A 17404-nucleotide genomic window follows, 5' to 3' on the forward strand; every position below is an offset into this window, starting at 1 on the left:
GCTGATTAGGCAATGTCAGCTCGCGATGACGATGCTCCCCCGGCTCAGCTTGGCTTGATAGAGAGCCCGGTCGGCGCGCTCGATGATGATCGACGGTGAGGACGCCTGATCCGGGCGCACACAGTCGATTCCGATGCTAACCGAGAGGAAACCGGCCGGCGATCCCTCATGGGTAATGCGGAGATCGCGGATCCCCTCGCGCACCCGTTGCGCCACTGCGCGGGCGCCACTTAGAAATGTTGCAGGCAGAACAATGGCAAACTCCTCGCCACCGATGCGCGCCGTCAAATCAGCCGGCCGCCGCGCCCCTCGCGCAATGATCGTTGCGATGTCACGTAAGGCGATGTCGCCCGCAGGGTGTCCATACCGGTCGTTATAGGCTTTGAACCAATCGACATCGATCAGGATCAGGGCAATATCAGCCTGTTCGCGCTGAGTGCGGCGCCACTCAGCGTCGAGATGATCGTTGAACCGTCGCCGATTGGCGAGGCCTGTCAATGGATCAGTATTCGCCAGACGATCGAGCCGCGCAATGTCGGCATTACGACGATCGTCAGCGATGCGGCGCTCAGAGATATCGCGCACGACGCTGACGAACTCGATGCCGCGATCCGGCAATCGCTGGCTGATCCGGGTTCGTACCTCCGTCCAGACCGGGGCGGCGGTTTCGCCATGGCGGAAGCGAAGCTCGGTGGTCGCCTCGCTCTTGCCATTACACAAAGTTGCCAGATTGGCGCGGACGGCATCGGCATCATCCGGATGGATCAGATCGAATGCGGAGCGACCCGTCAGGGCTGAGCCGGCAATGCCGATCAGACGCTCGGCGGCCGGCGAGGCATAGAGGATGGTGCCATCCTGGAGGGTAACCAGGATGGTATCGGCTGAAAACTCGGCGAGGATTTTGTATCGCGCTGCCCGTGCGACGATTGTGGCATTTTGGCTGCGAAGCTGCGCGATCATTCGACCCCGTCGCTCAAACATAAGGGCTATCGGCAAGGCGGCCGCGAAACCGGCAAAGATGAACGCCTGCAACAGCAGAATTCGCCCGGGCAGGCTGCCCGGATCGAGCGTGATGATCGGCCCTCCGCCCATCGTGGTGCGGAAGAGGGCGAATAAGGCCAAGGCGGTAACGCCGAGGGTGGTGAATTCAAAGCCTGCGACCGTGCCGAGAAAGGCAAACAGGAGCGGCGAGAGAATGAGCGGGGCAATGTTGCTCTGATGGAACGTGGCGATCAGAATGACAAAACAGATCGACAGGGCGAGAACTGCTCGCAGCCGCTTGCCGGGCGGGAAAATCGCTCGTCGGTTTCGGTTGAGAATGACGACACCGGCGGCGGTAAAGATCAGATCACCTAGCGCGTGCGCAGCAAACCACTGCCAGACGGACAGGCCAACGTGCGGCGCGTGCAGGGCGGCGCTCGCCGCAACGACAGCGGCACCGCAGGCTGGACCGACGATGCCAACCGCCGCGACGAATTTAAACAAACCATCCAGTTGCCGAATCCGTGGACGCGGACCGATGGGCAGCCAGGCGAAGCTGACGGCGGCGACGTTGTTGAGTGCGTTAGCAAGCGGTGCGGTGAGAATCTGGGCAAGCGGCGCATGCACGATCATTTCGGCGACGGCGTTGCCGACCCATGAAGCCGCGATGATCTGGAGTGCATATTGCCAACGGGAAGGTCGTCTGAACAGAAGGAGCGCAAGGGGCACCGCACCCCCCGGCCATAGCGCCGGACTGTCGCCATTGAACCGGCGAAACCACAGGCTGATGAGCACAAGCACGCCAACGAGACCACCAACGAGACTGGCAGTGAGACCGATCGTCAGAAGGGCTGACCGATCGCCGACGCGCGGGCGGTCGCGCGGGTTCGGTGGTCGGATGGTACGATCGGCGATCAAGCCCAGACTCGCCGTTCAGTACAACTGGTATCGTGAGCGACGGAAACATGGGGTGAAGAGATACGACCTTTGGACAACGGGGCAACCCTGACTTGATTCGAACCTTTGATGACAATCAGGGCATCAAACCAAATTATGTTGAAGATCCGGTTAAAACTGGCTCAGATCAGGGTGAGGTCAGGAATTTTATTTCTGCGGCACCAATTTCCTAGCAAACCGATGCGGGGGCGGTTTGCTATCTTCCGGGATCTTTCCAGGAGATTGCCGTGTATTGATCTTGCGGTGATGTTACCAATTTTTGTGAAGACAACAGCTTTTAATTTCTGTCTATGTTAGGTGTCACGCTAGAACAGTGAGGTCGGAGCAACGGGGCCAGAGCGGCGAGAACAGAGCAGCGAGGATAGGAGCGCAAAATGGACCATCGGATGGGTAACTGCGCAGCAGGGATATTGCGACGTTGGTCGCCGGTACCGGTCGATTCCGGAACATTCGGGGCATATGCCATGCCCGTCGGAGTGGAATCGCGAATCATGCGCCTGACAAACCTTGCTCTGCGCTGGATCGGCGTGGTTAACTCTAATGCGGTGGGCCCGCAGTCGGTTACGCTGTCTGATCTCAAGTGGCTGGATCGGGCCTGCGCGGTGGATCGCGCCCGTGCGCATGAACCGCGCGGCTCCCACACCAATCACCACGCCGCTGGTGCCACGAGCATGCTCGACGATGCCTTGGCCACGCTTGGCCAGCGGGAGCGCCATATCGTGATCGCGCGACGCCTGCTTGATGAACCGGTGGCACGCGCGACTCTTGCAATGCTCCATCGTATGACCGTCGATCAGGTGCGGCAAACCGAGGCCGCTGCATTCGCCGCCGTGCAACGCTGGATGGTCGGTTATGTGGTCAACCGGCGCGCCATTTATCGGGCGTCGGTCGCCTGATCCGTGAACTATCGACCCAGTAGGCCCGCCACAGCCGCATCGTCGCATTTTTCAAAGACGGGTGGCGCTGGATGGTCTTTTTTCGGGTGGCCGTGCGGAGCATCCGCTTTGTGGCATGATCTGGCCCGGGCTTTCCTGGCCTCATATTTTTGATCAAAACGAGCCCAGGACGATGCCGCCCCAGGGATTGCCTGGGACGGTGTTTCAGCGTTGTCGTGAAGAATTAGCGCTTGCTGAACTGGAAGCTACGACGTGCCTTGGCCTTGCCGTATTTCTTGCGCTCGACGGTGCGGGAGTCACGGGTCAAGAAACCAGCGACTTTCAAGATTCCGCGCAGATCTGGTTCGTAATAGGTCAGCGCCCGCGAAATGCCATGGCGCACGGCGCCGGCTTGGCCTGACAGGCCACCGCCGGAAACGGTCGCCATCACGTCGAACTGGTTGTAACGATCAGCAACCAGAAACGGTTGGGTGATCAACATCCGCAAGACCGGACGCGCAAAATATTGCGCCGCCTTGCGACCGTTGATGATGATTTCGCCCTTGCCGGGCTTGATCCAGATCCGGGCGACGGCATCCTTTCGGCGGCCGGTTGCGTATGAGCGTCCAAGCGCGTCGCGCTTAGGTTCACGCTTCGGTGCCGCCTCGGTATCAACCAGGCCGGTACCAGGGGTGACGACAGATTTCAGATCGGCGAGCGTTCCGGTTCCAGACATGCTCAGGCCCTCACATTCTTGCGGTTCATGGCGGCGACATCGAGCGCCCTGGGTTGTTGTCCGTCATGCGGATGGGTAGCACCGGCGTAGATGTGCAGGTTTTTCATCTGCTGGCGTTGCAGCGGACCGCGCGTGATCATGCGCTCGACTGCCTTTTCCAGAACACGTTCGGGGTGCTTGCTCTCAAGGCGCTGGCGCAATGTGCGGCCTTTGATTCCGCCGGCATAGCCGGTGTGGTAATAGAAAACGCTCTGATCGAGCTTGTTGCCGGTCACCTTGACCTTTTCGGCATTGACCACGACGATATGGTCACCGCAGTCGACATGGGGGGTGAACTGTGGCTTGTGTTTGCCGCGCAGACGTGTCGCGATCAGGGCCGCGAGGCGACCGAGCACCAGCCCATCCGCATCAATCAGCACCCAATCCCTTTGCACGTCCGCCGGCTTCAGCGAAACGGTAGTTTTCATAACGAACATCCTTGCGACAGTAAGCTTGTGTTGAGCGGGCTTATGCAAGAAAGCGTTGAAACGGTCAATGAGGAGATAAAGCGGTATCATGTTACCGTAGACTGTGGGCCGTCGTCTCCAGGGCGGTGGCAATGGGGGTAGCGGCCGAAAATCCCAACCGAGCGCTCGCCAGCGCGACATCCGCCTGGAACGAGCCGGCGAAACTCTGCCAGAGTGTCCCTTTGCCGCCGACGATCGCCGCAATTTCGAGCCATCGGGGTGGTACCGGGACGAGGTGGCGTTTCACGCCGAGACCGCGCACCAGCGCACGCACCAGATCGGGTGTTGAAATCGCGGCATGATGCGCGGCGATCACCACATCGGGGGGTGACGCGGCGCCAATGGTCGCGGTGATCAGTCTTGCGAGATCAGATACCGCGATGAAGCTGCGCGCATTGTCGATCGTGGCGAAGGGCAAGGGCCACCCCGACTGGATTAGCCGGACCAGCCGGGGGATGTTGCCAGCGCAACCGGGCCCGATAACGGCGCAGGGGCGTACAATGGTCAATCGTGTCGATGTTCCTGCCAGCGCGGCTCGCACTGAGGCTTCGCCGTCCAGCTTGCTCCTTGCATAATCGTCGTCCGGGTGTTCAACGCTCGCTTCCGAAAAGATCGTTGGGCGCGATTTACCAAATACTGCCGCAGAAGAAACCAGGATCAAACGAGGCACTCCGCGCGACGCCGCGATCTCCGCGACACGCTGCGCAGCGGTCACATTGGCTGCGGCCATCGCCGTCGGGTCGACGCCGGAGCGGTGTGCGAGGCCGGCGGCGTGAATCACGGCCCCCACGCCGCGCATCGCATTTGCAAGCGCCGGATCGGGCGCAGCGAGATCTCCGGCGTCTACCTGACGCGACGCGCCTGGGATGTCGCGTGCGCGTCGCAGCGCGACCACGACCTCATATCCCGAGTCTGCCAGATGACGGGTAACCGCGCGACCGATGAAACCGGAAGCGCCGCTGACCAGAACCGTCGTCTGAGTGCTCACGACCTGGACGACTCCCGAACTCAGGCGATGACAGCGACAGCGAAGTTCTCACCCCGCCAGCTGCCGTCGACGCGACGCCAGGTGAAAACCAGCGAACGTCCGGCACTCAACCGCGCCGATGGCAGTTCCGCTGCGTTGATGCCCAGGCCGGAATCTGTGGTCGCGACTTCATGGCTCGTTGCCCAGTCATCGTCGGACCAGTGGATCACTCCGGGGTCGGCGAGTTCAATCCGCAACATCTGTCCCACGGGGATCTTGCTGCGGCGCCAAGCCTCACGCCAGTCTCGGCATCGTGGCTGAACCTGTTCGACCTGATAGCGCCGCACCGTCTGCGGTGGCAGATCGAACACCGCCCCGTCGCGCAGCGAGCGCAGCAATTTCACATATTCGGCGTGCGCCCAGACAAGCGGCATTGCAGAACCGCTGGGGCGGCCGCGGAACAACTCATGCTCGGGAATGTCTTCGGTATCCCAGACCTGTTCCGGCAGCAGGCCACCCTCGCTGGCACAGCCTTCGATGGTGGCACGCAGGGCGGCGGCACCGTTAAGATCATCGGCGGCGATCGCGTAATGGGCGCGTTCGCCGGTCAGAAGCGGCCAGGCACGACCATGGCCGGTGCCATCGAAGGGGCGGCCGTCGTGATGTTCGCCGTAACCATCGCTGTTGTAGCGATGCCATACCGGGCCCTGGGGCAGATCAACCCGGGTCAGATGATCGATCACGGTGATTGTGTTGCGAATGCGGGGATCATGAGCCGAGCGTAGGCCGAGGCGAACCAGGGCCAGCGCGTCGGCCCCGACCAGCTCTTCAGCCGGGATCGATGCTTCGCCCAACGGCCGGTTTTTCACCGCGATGCGACCGTGTCCTGTCGCGCCGGATAGATCGCGGATTCCATCGGTAACGATTCGCAGATAATATCCATCGACGCCGCAGCTTCGGGCGAGATCGGTGCCCGTGACATAGATCCAGCTCTCGATATCGGCGTTCCACGCATCGGCGGTATCGCGGATGAAGCTGGCGACGGCATGGTGGCCCAGTCGTTCCGCGATTTCGGCACCCGCCAGCAATCCGGCGATTTCAACGGCAAGGGTAGCGGGCGTATAGCCGGCGTTTTCCTCCCAACGATCCTGCCCGGTTGCCGGACCGTTGGATATGATGAAGGCGCAGGCCCGTCGAACCATTGACCAGTAGTCGCACAGTTCGGTCTCGGCGACGGCACCATTGCGGAATGCCAGATCAAGCAGCAGCACGGGGAAGGCGGTTTCATCCATCTGCAGGCCGCCCCAATAGGCGGACCCATCGAGCCAAGTGTTCTGTGGCCAGTGGCCGTCCGCCTCTTGAATGATCCGGAGGTAATCAAGTGTCCGGCGTGCGTCGGGGAGGGCGCCGCACGCCAGAAGCGCACCAGCGGTCTCGACCAGGTCGCGCGGCCAGACCAGATGATAGCCGCCCAGATCATCGTCGCCCTGGCTGGCGCCCCAGGGGATCGAGAGGCTCGCGATCGATCCGCCCGGGAACAACGGGCTTTCGTGGCAGCGCATCACCGCGGTGCTGACCCGATAAAAATTATGCGGACCGGTCGGCTGTGCCGGGTCGAGCGGTTCGAGGACGGCCTGCCAGTGACGCCAGTTCGCCGCGTAGTCAGTTTCGGCGCGATGATAGCCACGCGCCAGACTCGCTGCGGCCTGAAACGCCGCCTCTTCGGGTTTGCGTCCAAAGCCGATCGCGAGCAGAACCGGGGCGGTTGCGTCAATCTCGGCCACCAAGGCGATATTGCCATCCTCGGCGCGCTCGAAAATTTCGGCGAGGCTGCCGTGACGCCGCAGGATCTGCCAACCATCCGACGAGCCGACATAGCCGACGCTGCTCGCCCGCAATCCTGACAAGCAGGCTAGCGCGAGGGACGTGCCATCGCCGCTGGCGAACAGCATCGATTGGTCTTTATAGTGTCCTACCCAACCCGTGTTGTGCGCTCCGCCATTGACCAGATGCGGGGCAAGTAGAACGAACAGGCGTAACCCGGTGACGCCCTCGGACGGGATCAATCTGATGTGTTGCAGCACACAATCATGGACCGGATCGGAAACGATCTTTTTTTCGATCACGAACCGGTGTTGTAGACAGGTATTTCGGATGGTGAACAGGGGGACACCGTCGGCCAGACGTCTGGTTTCGGTGGTGGTACTCCGCTTTTCCTCGACGAAGACACCGCCGGCGCGACCATCGGTCACGATCAATCCACAGTCGCGGGTGCATGCTTGATCGACGCGCGGGTAATAGATTTCATCCAGAATGCCGTGGCTATGGGTGAACCAGACGGCGCTGCGGGGCGACAATGCGGTTCCGACGCCATCCTTGGCACTCGATGTCCACCGTGGCGGCAGGCCAGGACCGCCGGGCGCCTGCGTCATGCGCGCTTTGCTTGACTGGCTTTCAGCGCCGCCAGTTCGGCCTGTAATCGATCGACCTCGCTGCGCAACGTGCCGATTTCCTCGTGAGTGACATCGGCACCCGGCTCGGACGCCGCCTCCGAACGCGGGGTGAAGGGCGCAAACAAACTCATCGCGCGTTCCATCATGGCGATGTTTTGGCGCCCGATTTCTTCCATGCCGGGCGGAAGGAAACTGCCCATGGTCTGTTGCATCGCCGCGCGCATCTGAGCTTGCTGGCGACTGAACTGCGCCATCGCTGACTCGAGATAACGCGGCACCATGCCTTGCATATTATCGCCATACAGCCCGATAAGCTGCCGGAGGAAATTTGTCGGCAGCATTGATTGGCCGATCTTATTCTCTTCCTCGACGATGATCTGAGTGAGCACCGAGCGTGTAATGTCGTCCCCGGTTTTAGCGTCGTACACCACAAAATCACGACCGGCACGGATCATCTCGGACAGGTTTTCAAGCGTGATGTATGACGATGACTCGGTATTATAGAGCCGTCGATTAGCGTATTTTTTGACGACAACCTGTGCTGCCGCCGTTTCTTCCGGTGCCTGAGCCATCGTTATCACCTTCTCCTTACGCTGGATGCAATCCGCCACGTGCCTGTGGGTAAATTGTGGTGCGCTGCGACAAGATGGCAGAGAACCCTGAAAATTGCCAGCGGAGCGGCGATAGCGAAACCTTTCCAGCATGGCTCCGGTCTCTCCGATGGTCGTGATCGTAGCCACTGGGGTCGCGGTACTGCACGATCGAACGGTTCGCCACCGTCAGAACTCGGCGCCCCCGCAGGACATTCGTCGCGGAAAACGTGGTGACAAGCTAGCCCCTGGCATCACCCGCTCTGGCACGTGCTATCAGTTTCGCGGTAGGAACCCGGGATGCAACGCGGTTTTCAGGATGCCTCATGACCGACATCAGATGGGGAGACGATGGCGAAACCGCGCCGGTGGAACCGGACGGGAACCACGCTGGTTTCTCCCGCGACTGGGCGACCCTATGGCAGAGCGAATTCAACGCGATGGCAGAGGATCGCGAACTGCACGAGGTGTGGGACGGATTACTCGCGCTGTGGCTGCGGGTGGCTTCAGCCGTGGCTTCGAGTATCCCGGCCACGACCCGGCATGACGCGCCCCGAACCTCCCGGCCCGATGCGGCGTCGCGGTCCCCGGCCGATTTTACTGCATCTGACCCTGGCCGCGATGCGTTCGAGCAGTTTGAACGCCGCATCGCCGCATTGGAATCACGTTTGGCACAATTTGAGCGCGATGGTCGCCCAGCCGACTAATCCTGAAACGATCGCCGCCGCGTTCACCCAGGCGTTTGGATACGACAGCGAACTGGTCGCCGGCATCGCCGCCTATAGGTGTCACCCCTATCGCCGGACATTGATCGATCCGCCGGTGATCTGGTCTGAGGGGCCAACGCGACTGCTCGATTACGGCGGTTCCGGTCCCACGATTGTGTTCGTCCCGAGTTTGATTAATCGGGCCTATATTCTCGATCTCGCGGAAGACGCCTCGTTCCTGCGCTATCTGGCGGCGCAGGACACGCACCCGCTGCTGGTGGACTGGGGTTGGCCGGGTGGCCTCGAACGCGACTTCACCCTGACCGATTATATCGCGGGGCGGTTGGAACGCATGATCCAGGCGCTCGACCGGCCGGTCATTCTCGCGGGTTATTGCATGGGTGGTTTGTTAGCGCTTGCCGCCGCGATACGCCTGCCATCGCGGGTGAGCGCTCTCGCGCTGCTCGCGACGCCGTGGGATTTTCACGCCGAAAACGCCGAGGCGGCCCGCAGCATGGGAGCCACCCTGTCGGTAATGGAACCGATGATGCGCATGACCGGCACCATGCCGATCGATGCGCTACAGATGCTGTTCGCAACCATCGATCCGTTTGGCGTCACCGATAAATATCGTGATTTCGCACGCCTTGACCCCGAGACGGCGCGGGCACGGCGCTTTGTGGCGTTGGAAGACTGGTTGAATGATGGCGTTCCACTGCCGGCGTCGATCGCCCGCGAAGCGATCGCGCATTGGTATGGCGAGAACGCGCCCGCTTGCGGTGCCTGGCGGATTGCGGGCCTGGCGGTCGATCCTGCCCGGATCGACATGCCCGTCCTGTGCGCAATCCCGGAGCGGGACCGTCTGGTGCCGCCCGCCTCATCCTCCGCTCTCGCGGCGCTCATCACGCATGCCACCTGCATCAGGCCGAACACCGGACACATCGGCATGATCGCCGGCGTCAACGCGCCGACCGCGCTGTGGCAACCCTTCCTGAATTGGGTCCGTGGCCTGTAGCCGCGATCAGCCAACCGGGTTATGCTTGCAACAACATCAAGAAGTGAGGAGCAAGACCATGGATGACATCGTGATTGTCGCAGCGGCGCGTACGCCCGTCGGCAGTTTCAATGGTGCCTTTGCCACGACACCGGCCCATAAACTCGGTGAGATTGTGATCAAGGCCTCGATAGAGCGCGCTCAACTCAATGCCGACGAAATCGACGAGGTCATTCTTGGACAGGTCCTGAGTGCCGGCGACGGGCAGAACCCGGCCCGCCAGGCGGCTCGCAACGCCGGCATTCCCGATGACAAGACCGCCTTCGGGATCAACCAAGTCTGCGGCTCGGGCCTGCGTGCCGTCGCCCTCGCCGCTCAGCAGATCATGTCTGGTCAAAGTGATATTGTGCTGGCCGGTGGCCAGGAGAGCATGTCGATGAGCAAGCACTGCGCACATATGCGCGCCGGCACCAAGATGGGCGACCTCACATTGATCGACACCATGATCAAGGACGGGCTTTGGGACGCGTTCAACGGCTATCACATGGGTACGACCGCCGAAAACGTTGCCCGCGCCTATCAGATCACCCGCGAGGATCAGGACGCGCTTGCCCTGGCGTCGCAGCAGAAAGCGGCGGCGGCGCAGCGGTCGGGTCGGTTCAAGGATGAGATCGCGCCAGTGACGGTGGCGGGCCGCAAGGGTGACACGGTCGTGACCGATGACGAATATCTCCGGCCTGACTCGACGCTCGAAGGTATGGCGCGTCTCAAGCCCGCCTTTTCGAAGGACGGTACGGTCACGGCTGGCAATGCATCGGGTCTCAATGATGGCGCCGCCGCTCTGATCGTGATGACGGCCAGAAATGCCGCCAGCCGTGGACTCACCCCGCTCGCGCGCATTGCCAGTTTCGCCACCGCCGGAGTCGATCCCGCCCTGATGGGCACAGGACCGATTCCATCGTCGCGTAAGGCACTGACCCGCGCAGGTTGGAACGTGAACGATCTCGATCTGATTGAGGCGAACGAGGCGTTCGCCGCGCAGGCATGCGCGGTCACCCGGAGTCTTCAGTTCGATCCAGCAAAAGTGAACGTCAATGGCGGCGCTATCGCCATCGGCCATCCGATCGGCGCATCGGGAGCGCGCATTCTGGTGACGCTGCTTAACGAGATGCAGAAACGCGACGCCCATAAGGGCCTCGCGACCCTGTGCATCGGCGGCGGCATGGGCGTCGCCATGTGTGTTGAGCGCTGAACCGATGCGCAAGGTTTTCAACAGCACGACCGAGGCGCTCGCTGGCGTTCTGCGCGACGGGATGACGATTCTGTCCGGCGGCTTCGGTCTGTGCGGTGTGCCGATGGCGCTGATCGAAGCGATTCGGGAAAGCGGCGTCGGCAATCTCACCGTGGTATCGAACAACGCCGGTATTGATGGCGAGGGTCTTGGCATTCTTCTTGAATCTCGCCAGATCAAGAAAATGATTTCGTCTTACGTGGGCGAAAACGCTACGTTCGCGCGCCAGTATCTCGCGAGCGAGTTGGAGATCGAATTCAACCCGCAGGGGACGCTAGCCGAACGGATCCGGGCTGGCGGAGCAGGAATTCCCGCCTTTTATACGGCGACGGGTTATGGCACAGCGGTCGCGGAGGGCAAGGAAACGCGCGCGTTCGAAGGCAAATATTTCGTGATGGAGCGCGGAATCGTCGGTGATCTCGCAATCGTTCATGCGTGGAAGGGCGACACCGAGGGTAATCTTGTTTACCGCAAGACCGCGCGCAACTTCAATCCAGTCATGGCGAGCGCAGCCAGGATGACCGTCGCCGAGGTCGAGCATCTGGTTGACGCCGGCAGTATCGACGGTGATCACATCATCACCCCCGGCATTTTCGTCAAACGTATCGTAGCGCTCGATCAGGTGCGGAAACGGATCGAACAGCGCACCGTTCGCAAGCGCGCATAGGAGAGCGAATATGGCCTGGACCCGCAACCAGATGGCAGCCCGTGCGGCTCACGAACTTCAGGATGGCTTCTATGTCAATCTCGGGATCGGGATTCCGACATTGGTCGCCAATCACATCCCGGAAGGCATTACCGTCCAGCTCCATTCGGAGAACGGCATGATGGGCATTGGCCCATTTCCATTCGAAGGGGACGAGGATGCCGATCTGATCAACGCCGGTAAGCAGACCGTCACTGAACTGCCGACCACTAGCTATTTTGACAGCGCCGCCTCGTTCGGCATGGTGCGCGGGGGGCATATCGATATTTCGATTCTCGGTGCCCTGCAGGTCGCTGAAAATGGCGATCTGGCGAATTGGATGATTCCGGGCAAAATGGTCAAAGGTATGGGTGGGGCAATGGATCTGGTTGCCGGTGTGCCACGCGTCGTGGTTTTGATGGAGCACACCGCCAAAGGCGCGCCAAAAATCCTGAAATCATGCGATCTGCCGTTGACCGGCAAAGGGGTCGTCAGCATGATCATTACTGATCTGGCGGTATTTTCGATCGACAAGACCAAAACACCCTCGCTGATCCTGATCGACAAGCCGGATGATGTGACGATCGATGAGATTCGCGCTGCGACCGAAGCCGATTTCGTGGTCCACAGCACGGCGCATCGTCGCGCCATCGAGGAGGTCGAGGAATGAGCACCAATACCAATCTGCAGGCACGTCATGCGGCCGCCGTGCCTCGTGGGGTCGGCATCACCCATCCAGTCTATGCCGCGCGTGCCGAGAACGCTGAATTATGGGATGAAGAGGGCCGGCGCTACGTCGATTTTGCCGGCGGCATCGCGGTGCTAAATACTGGTCATCGCCATCCGAAGGTGATTGCCGCCGTCGAGGCGCAGCTGGCGCGGTTCACCCATACGTGCTTTCAGGTGACTCCATACGAATCATATATCGCTCTCGCGGAACGGCTGAACAGTATCGCGCCGATCGAGGGGCCATCCAAGACGATCTTTCTAACGACTGGTGCTGAGGCGCTGGAAAACGCCGTTAAAATTGCCCGTGCGGCGACCGGTCGTCCCGGCATCATCACCTTTGCGGGCGGCTATCACGGGCGCACGCTGCTGACTATGGCGATGACTGGCAAGGTGCTGCCCTACAAACGGCATTTTGCGCCGATGCCTGCCGAAATCTATCACGCACCTTTCCCGTTCGAGCCGTTCGGCGTCACCGTCGCCGACAGTCTGCGCGCCATCGACATGCTGTTCCGTGCAGATATCGAACCCTCTCGTGTCGCCGCCATCTTGATCGAACCGGTCCAAGGTGAAGGCGGATTCATTCCTGCGCCCACGGCGTTGCTCGTGGCACTCCGCCAGCTTTGCGACAAGCACGGCATTCTGTTGATCGCTGATGAAGTGCAAACCGGATTCGGCCGTACCGGCAAGATGTTTGGCATCGAACATTCCGGCGTGAAACCCGACATGATCACAATTGCCAAATCGCTGGCCGGCGGATTTCCCCTCTCCGGCGTCATTGGCCGGGCCACAGTGATGGATGCGCCTGAACCTGGCGGCCTCGGCGGCACCTACGCCGGAAATCCGCTCGCCTGTGTCGCCGCACTTGCGGTTCTCGATGTCATTGAATCGGAAAAACTAGTCGAGCGCGCCAATGTCATCGGTGCCACCATCACCTCGAGGCTGCACCGTATCGCGGCACGTAATGATGTGGTTCCGATTACGGCGATCCGGGGTCCTGGTGCCATGATCGCCTTTGATATCGTCAAGGATCGCGGTGGCTATGTGCCGGACGCCGATCAAACCAGAGCGGTGCTCGCCCGCGCGCGCGAACACGGGCTGATTCTGCTCTCCTGCGGGGTGAATGCCAACGCGATCCGCCTTCTGGTGCCGCTGACCGTTAGTGATGCGATCCTCGAGGAGGGTTTATCCGTGCTTGAGGTCGCTCTGGCGGCCTGATCGAACCTATCAGCGGTATCGCGCCACCGGGTCGGCTGCCGCGACACGGTCCCAATGACGGCGCAGAAGGGCGATTTTGTCGAATATCACTGCAAGATCCTCCATCTCGCGTTGCAGCCGGCGTTCGATTGCAAGGCCGCGGTGGGATGGCTCGCCCGAAATGAGCCGTGCGCCAGCCGAAACTCGCAGCCAACCGGTTTGCCCGCCGTGGCGATTGGGGAGGACGACCGGCTGGCCGATATGGCAGATGCGCCCGGCGATGTGGCGATCGACGCCGGTTACGAACAGAGCCGAGCAATCGGCGTTCAACCAGCGGTAGAGCGAACGCATGGCGGTCGGATCAAGTAATTCGTCGGACATCGCCTGGCAACGCACGGCGAATGCAAAAATTGTCCTCTGGCAGTCCCATTGGTTGCCGCTGCGCTGGAGCGCCGGAACCGATTGCAGGACGAAGATACCATGGCGATTAATCGCCCGCTCCACGGTCGTTCGAAATCGTTCAATCACCGATGTTTTTCGCAATTCCCCGACGGCAACGAATGCACGATATTCAGCCAATGCGGCTCGCCAGCGCAGCAACAGACCATAATTGGCGCCAACCGGCAGCCCCCGCGCCGCAGTTGCCTTGCGCGGCCATTCACCTTGGCTGAAATAGGCATCGAGCCCCGCAGGTAGTTTGCCTGAGGCCAGACGCGCGGCGACAGGCGGCGGTAGTAGCGCCGCCCCTGCGAACGGGGGGCCGGTCAGGAATTTTGAGCCGGTTACCTGCACCACAGCGTCGAGTTCGAGGTATTCGCGCAGGCGAAGCGGCGACATACGAAGCTGACAGGCATCCACGACGATATCGAGATGAGTGCCATAGAGCGCCCGAAGAGTTCGTAGCAGCGGCAAAGATGGGGCCAGTAACCCGGTCTTGGATAAGTCCAGCGCGTGCAGAATGACCCGCCGCCCGGCACCGATCGCCGCCGCGACAGCGGTGGTGACATCTGCCTCGACATTGGCCGATTGCCGGACGTCCCCCTCATCATTACGCAGTGGAATGGTGACAAATTCGGTATCCGGGCGGAAACCGGCAATCGGTGATGCTTTGGCGACGTCGTGCCCGTTTGCGGTGTCAATTGCGAAATGCCGACCGATTGCTGCCATTGGTACGCCGCTGCCGGTCTCCTCGGGAGCGAGGAGGATCGTTGTGATCTGGCGGTCCGGCGCCGCAAGATGACTGAGCGCCAGGGCCAGTAACTCGCTGTCGGTGCCGGAGGCGGCCAGCACGACGGCACCGCCCGTTGGTAACCCGAAACTGCGCCCGATCGCCCGGCACACAGCGCCGGCTTCGGCAACCAAAGCCTTGCGATTGCCGGCCCGCAGCATGGTAGCGGTGAGCCGTACCCGCACGCGATCGGCCGCTTCGTATCCGCGTTCGGACACCGATGACGCGGTTGAAGAGGCAAACGTGACGGCCCAGGGTCGCGGCCGGTGGCTGCAACCGTATCCGTTTAGATCGGTCTGGGGGTCGCGCAGGAGCCTTATGTCGCCACCGGTTTCCATGATCGCCTCGGCCGTGCCCAATCCGGTCCAGAGATCGATGATCCTTGCGGCATCGGATGGCGACAATTCAGACCCGCTACCGGTCCAATAACGACTGAGCGACGCCCAGACGAGATCTAGGCGCGCGATCGTGGGTGGCCGTTCGTCGGCCATCGTCAGAACCCAAGCTATCCGATCGTCGACGGTGAAATGCTCGGCAGTCGCGAAATGCGCCGCGGATCGCGCCGCAGCCAATCCAGCAAGAGCAATCGGAATGCCACATCGCGTCAGGTACAACCACTCACCAGCCAATCGAGCCAGAACCAAGCTAACGGCGACGGTATCCGCTGCACCAATAATTGGCCCACCGTCACGGCCAAGTTCGAGATCGGGGCCAGTCGGCGTGATCTGCCACTCGCCGACGCGCAACGACCAGAAGGTCACATCCCGTTCGATCAAGGCGGCAATCCGCTCAGCTTCATCGCGGTGGCTGGCATGGATTCGGCGGGCGGGGTGGCTTGGTGTCACTTTCATGGGCCAGTTCTATACCGCAAAGCGGCGGCTATCGCATCATGATCGCCGTGGAATCTACCGGGCAAGATTGACTCATTGGCGGTCGCTGGCCCGAAACGCGTCTGGGATTGCAACCAGATTACCAGAAACAACAAGCATGACATCAAAACGGATCGCATCGCGCTGCCATGACGGATTCGTGGCCAGAACGATCTCGGCTGCCGCGACCAATCGGGATTGTTGGCGAGGAGTTACCGACTCCGCCGCCACACGGGCACTGCGCCGGGCTTTGACCTCAACGAAAACAAGCGTGTCCGTGTTGCTTACGATCAGATCAATCTCACCACGGGGGGTTCGAAGGCGGCGCGCATGCGTCAGGAATCCACGCGATTCGTACCAGGTGCACACAAGCGATTCGGCGTCGCGCCCTATTGTATCGGCTTTAACGCGCGCCGCTTTCGATCGTGGGTTCGTCATGAGTTCTGGAACATTTTCATAAAATCGAGACTACGCCGCGGCAAATTACAACCAAAATTAGGTTTGACTATTGGAATCCATTCTAACTCAGGTTGTTTTTTAAGGAGACTAGATGATTTTTTGGATTTCTCGAAAAACTCCATTGCCTTCATCATAGTTAGTGGCTACGTCTCGTTAGCGGGCAAAATTCTATGAGACTTTCATTTTTTGAACTCATGATAAGATTTTTCAGTGGCGTAATCCGGATTGTGTCGCGGGACGCGTCAACTCCGGCTTGCGGCCGGGCTATGAGCGGGGACGTTGGATGATGCACTTTAACGAGATCGGTCAACAATTGCGAGCCTACCGGATGGAATCCGGCTTGAAGGCCGAGGAAATCGCCGCACGGCTGGGCGTATCGCGCGCGGCACTTTATCGGTACGAGAAAGGTGAGGTGATCAAGCTCGACACGGTCAAGCGGCTTGCGGAGCTTTTGAAAATATCACCCTTGACGCTGCTCGGCATTGGCGTTGAATACTATAGTCGTCCCATCGGATACCTTGAGAGAATCCGTCAACTTGAAGAGACAGCCGACCAGATTCTACAGCTGTATGGTCCGATCTGCTACTTAACGACGTCCGACGAGTACGATTCGTTGTTAGCCCAGATTTTCGAAGAAAACGCTGAGTTGAATGGACTCGATCGAAATATGGCTCGGACCGCGGCTGAGCAGGTTCTGGGCGCGCTAGTGTCACGCAAACGGATGTTCATTGCCCGGCGTCCTTCAATCATTGCAATTTTCACTACCGCCGCGGTGCAACGGTTCATTGAAGACGGCGTTGCTGGCGTTCTGCCCTTGTCGGATCGTCTGCGTACGCTCTGCCGCGAGGTTGCCCGCCATGAGGTCGAGCGGATGACCGACCTCATGGAGAGCGAACCGATTGGCTTGCAGTTTGGATTGATCTCGGGTGCCGAGTTGAACGGGCCGTTCATGCTGCTTCGAACCCGCGAACGAGCCTCGCTGGCGATCAACCCGTTTCCGACCGATGCACCGCCTAACGCCCAATCTGGCGTTGCTATGATCACCAGCGCCGAAGATGCGGTGATGACGCATCAACGCATCGCCGAATCCACGTGGCGCGATGCGATCAAGGGCCAAGCCGCAGCGAAGCAGATGCGGGCACTCTTATCCGCCAAGGCATGATGATCCTGCAATTTCGCGATG

General features: G+C 60.7%; 16 protein-coding genes. 8 read left to right on the forward strand and 8 right to left on the reverse strand.

What is annotated here, in order from left to right; genetic code table 11:
* Positions 1–15 precede the first annotated feature (15 nt).
* Complete coding sequence (locus ACP5E6_RS00950; protein ID WP_427950434.1) at positions 16–1899, reverse strand: diguanylate cyclase; 1884 nt, start codon at positions 1897–1899, stop codon at positions 16–18.
* A gap of 530 nt (positions 1900–2429) precedes the next feature.
* On the opposite strand from ACP5E6_RS00950, the gene ACP5E6_RS00955 reads away from it, so the two are divergent.
* On the forward strand, positions 2430–2834 hold the full coding sequence (locus tag ACP5E6_RS00955) for a hypothetical protein (protein ID WP_427950437.1): 405 nt from the start codon (positions 2430–2432) through the stop codon (positions 2832–2834).
* A gap of 223 nt (positions 2835–3057) precedes the next feature.
* Here the strand turns inward: ACP5E6_RS00955 and rpsI are convergent, their stop codons facing one another.
* From rpsI to phaR, 5 genes are all read right to left on the reverse strand, one after another.
* The gene (gene rpsI / locus ACP5E6_RS00960; RefSeq protein ID WP_427950439.1) at positions 3058–3549 is read right to left on the reverse strand and encodes a 30S ribosomal protein S9; all 492 of its coding nucleotides are present in this window, start codon (positions 3547–3549) and stop codon (positions 3058–3060) included.
* A gap of 2 nt (positions 3550–3551) precedes the next feature.
* Positions 3552–4016, reverse strand: a complete 465-nt coding sequence (gene rplM, locus ACP5E6_RS00965; protein ID WP_427950573.1) for a 50S ribosomal protein L13 — start codon at positions 4014–4016, stop codon at positions 3552–3554.
* 91 nt (positions 4017–4107) lie between these two features.
* A complete protein-coding gene (locus tag ACP5E6_RS00970; RefSeq protein ID WP_427950442.1) occupies positions 4108–5043 on the reverse strand; it encodes an NAD-dependent epimerase/dehydratase family protein in 936 nt (311 codons plus the stop codon).
* A 20-nt stretch (positions 5044–5063) separates the two neighbouring features.
* Complete coding sequence (locus ACP5E6_RS00975) at positions 5064–7454, reverse strand: glycoside hydrolase family 15 protein (RefSeq protein ID WP_427950445.1); 2391 nt, start codon at positions 7452–7454, stop codon at positions 5064–5066.
* Positions 7451–8047, reverse strand: coding sequence for a polyhydroxyalkanoate synthesis repressor PhaR (gene phaR, locus ACP5E6_RS00980; RefSeq protein WP_427950447.1), 597 nt, complete (start codon positions 8045–8047; stop codon positions 7451–7453). The genes ACP5E6_RS00975 and phaR overlap by 4 nt, the downstream gene beginning before the upstream one ends.
* 344 nt (positions 8048–8391) lie before the next feature.
* On the opposite strand from phaR, the gene ACP5E6_RS00985 reads away from it, so the two are divergent.
* From ACP5E6_RS00985 to gabT, 6 genes are read left to right on the forward strand one after another with little or no spacing between them, the layout of a single operon-like run.
* Positions 8392–8772 (forward strand): hypothetical protein, encoded by a 381-nt coding sequence (locus ACP5E6_RS00985; RefSeq protein ID WP_427950450.1) that lies wholly within the window; start codon positions 8392–8394, stop codon positions 8770–8772.
* A complete protein-coding gene (locus ACP5E6_RS00990; RefSeq protein ID WP_427950575.1) occupies positions 8753–9787 on the forward strand; it encodes an alpha/beta fold hydrolase in 1035 nt (344 codons plus the stop codon). Before ACP5E6_RS00985 ends, ACP5E6_RS00990 begins: the two co-directional genes overlap by 20 nt.
* Before the next feature lie 58 nt (positions 9788–9845).
* Entirely contained in the window at positions 9846–11018 is a 1173-nt protein-coding gene (locus tag ACP5E6_RS00995) for an acetyl-CoA C-acetyltransferase (protein WP_427950452.1), read from the forward strand.
* A 4-nt stretch (positions 11019–11022) separates the two neighbouring features.
* Positions 11023–11724, forward strand: a complete 702-nt coding sequence (locus tag ACP5E6_RS01000) for a CoA transferase subunit A (protein WP_427950455.1) — start codon at positions 11023–11025, stop codon at positions 11722–11724.
* A 10-nt stretch (positions 11725–11734) separates the two neighbouring features.
* On the forward strand, positions 11735–12412 hold the full coding sequence (locus tag ACP5E6_RS01005; protein WP_427950458.1) for a 3-oxoacid CoA-transferase subunit B: 678 nt from the start codon (positions 11735–11737) through the stop codon (positions 12410–12412).
* Positions 12409–13686 carry a 4-aminobutyrate--2-oxoglutarate transaminase gene (gene gabT / locus ACP5E6_RS01010; protein WP_427950461.1) on the forward strand — a complete coding sequence of 426 codons (1278 nt, stop codon included), beginning with the start codon at positions 12409–12411 and terminating at the stop codon, positions 13684–13686. Before ACP5E6_RS01005 ends, gabT begins: the two co-directional genes overlap by 4 nt.
* Positions 13687–13695: 9 nt before the next feature.
* On the opposite strand, the gene ACP5E6_RS01015 is transcribed toward gabT, so the two are convergent.
* Positions 13696–15744 (reverse strand): hypothetical protein, encoded by a 2049-nt coding sequence (locus tag ACP5E6_RS01015; protein ID WP_427950463.1) that lies wholly within the window; start codon positions 15742–15744, stop codon positions 13696–13698.
* A gap of 72 nt (positions 15745–15816) precedes the next feature.
* A complete protein-coding gene (locus ACP5E6_RS01020) occupies positions 15817–16200 on the reverse strand; it encodes a YraN family protein (protein ID WP_427950465.1) in 384 nt (127 codons plus the stop codon).
* 307 nt (positions 16201–16507) lie between these two features.
* Here ACP5E6_RS01020 and ACP5E6_RS01025 point away from each other — a divergent pair, with 307 nt between their 5' ends.
* Positions 16508–17383, forward strand: coding sequence for a helix-turn-helix domain-containing protein (locus tag ACP5E6_RS01025; protein WP_427950578.1), 876 nt, complete (start codon positions 16508–16510; stop codon positions 17381–17383).
* The last annotated feature ends 21 nt before the right edge of the window (positions 17384–17404 follow it).

This window comes from Acidiphilium sp. (genome assembly GCF_049977125.1).
Lineage (GTDB): Bacteria > Pseudomonadota > Alphaproteobacteria > Acetobacterales > Acetobacteraceae > Acidiphilium.

Excerpts from the sequence above, each read along its gene's own strand:
- ACP5E6_RS01025 (WP_427950578.1), top strand. The coding sequence starts at position 16,508 with ATGCACTTTAACGAGATCGGTCAACAATTGCGAGCCTACCGGATGGAA.
- rpsI (WP_427950439.1), bottom strand. The coding sequence starts at position 3,549 with ATGTCTGGAACCGGAACGCTCGCCGATCTGAAATCTGTCGTCACCCCT.
- rplM (WP_427950573.1), bottom strand. The coding sequence starts at position 4,016 with ATGAAAACTACCGTTTCGCTGAAGCCGGCGGACGTGCAAAGGGATTGG.
- ACP5E6_RS01000 (WP_427950455.1), top strand. The coding sequence starts at position 11,023 with ATGCGCAAGGTTTTCAACAGCACGACCGAGGCGCTCGCTGGCGTTCTG.
- ACP5E6_RS00990 (WP_427950575.1), top strand. The coding sequence starts at position 8,753 with ATGGTCGCCCAGCCGACTAATCCTGAAACGATCGCCGCCGCGTTCACC.
- ACP5E6_RS01020 (WP_427950465.1), bottom strand. The coding sequence starts at position 16,200 with ATGACGAACCCACGATCGAAAGCGGCGCGCGTTAAAGCCGATACAATA.
- ACP5E6_RS00985 (WP_427950450.1), top strand. The coding sequence starts at position 8,392 with ATGACCGACATCAGATGGGGAGACGATGGCGAAACCGCGCCGGTGGAA.
- phaR (WP_427950447.1), bottom strand. The coding sequence starts at position 8,047 with ATGGCTCAGGCACCGGAAGAAACGGCGGCAGCACAGGTTGTCGTCAAA.
- ACP5E6_RS01005 (WP_427950458.1), top strand. The coding sequence starts at position 11,735 with ATGGCCTGGACCCGCAACCAGATGGCAGCCCGTGCGGCTCACGAACTT.
- ACP5E6_RS00995 (WP_427950452.1), top strand. The coding sequence starts at position 9,846 with ATGGATGACATCGTGATTGTCGCAGCGGCGCGTACGCCCGTCGGCAGT.
- ACP5E6_RS01015 (WP_427950463.1), bottom strand. The coding sequence starts at position 15,744 with ATGAAAGTGACACCAAGCCACCCCGCCCGCCGAATCCATGCCAGCCAC.
- ACP5E6_RS00975 (WP_427950445.1), bottom strand. The coding sequence starts at position 7,454 with ATGACGCAGGCGCCCGGCGGTCCTGGCCTGCCGCCACGGTGGACATCG.
- gabT (WP_427950461.1), top strand. The coding sequence starts at position 12,409 with ATGAGCACCAATACCAATCTGCAGGCACGTCATGCGGCCGCCGTGCCT.
- ACP5E6_RS00955 (WP_427950437.1), top strand. The coding sequence starts at position 2,430 with ATGCGCCTGACAAACCTTGCTCTGCGCTGGATCGGCGTGGTTAACTCT.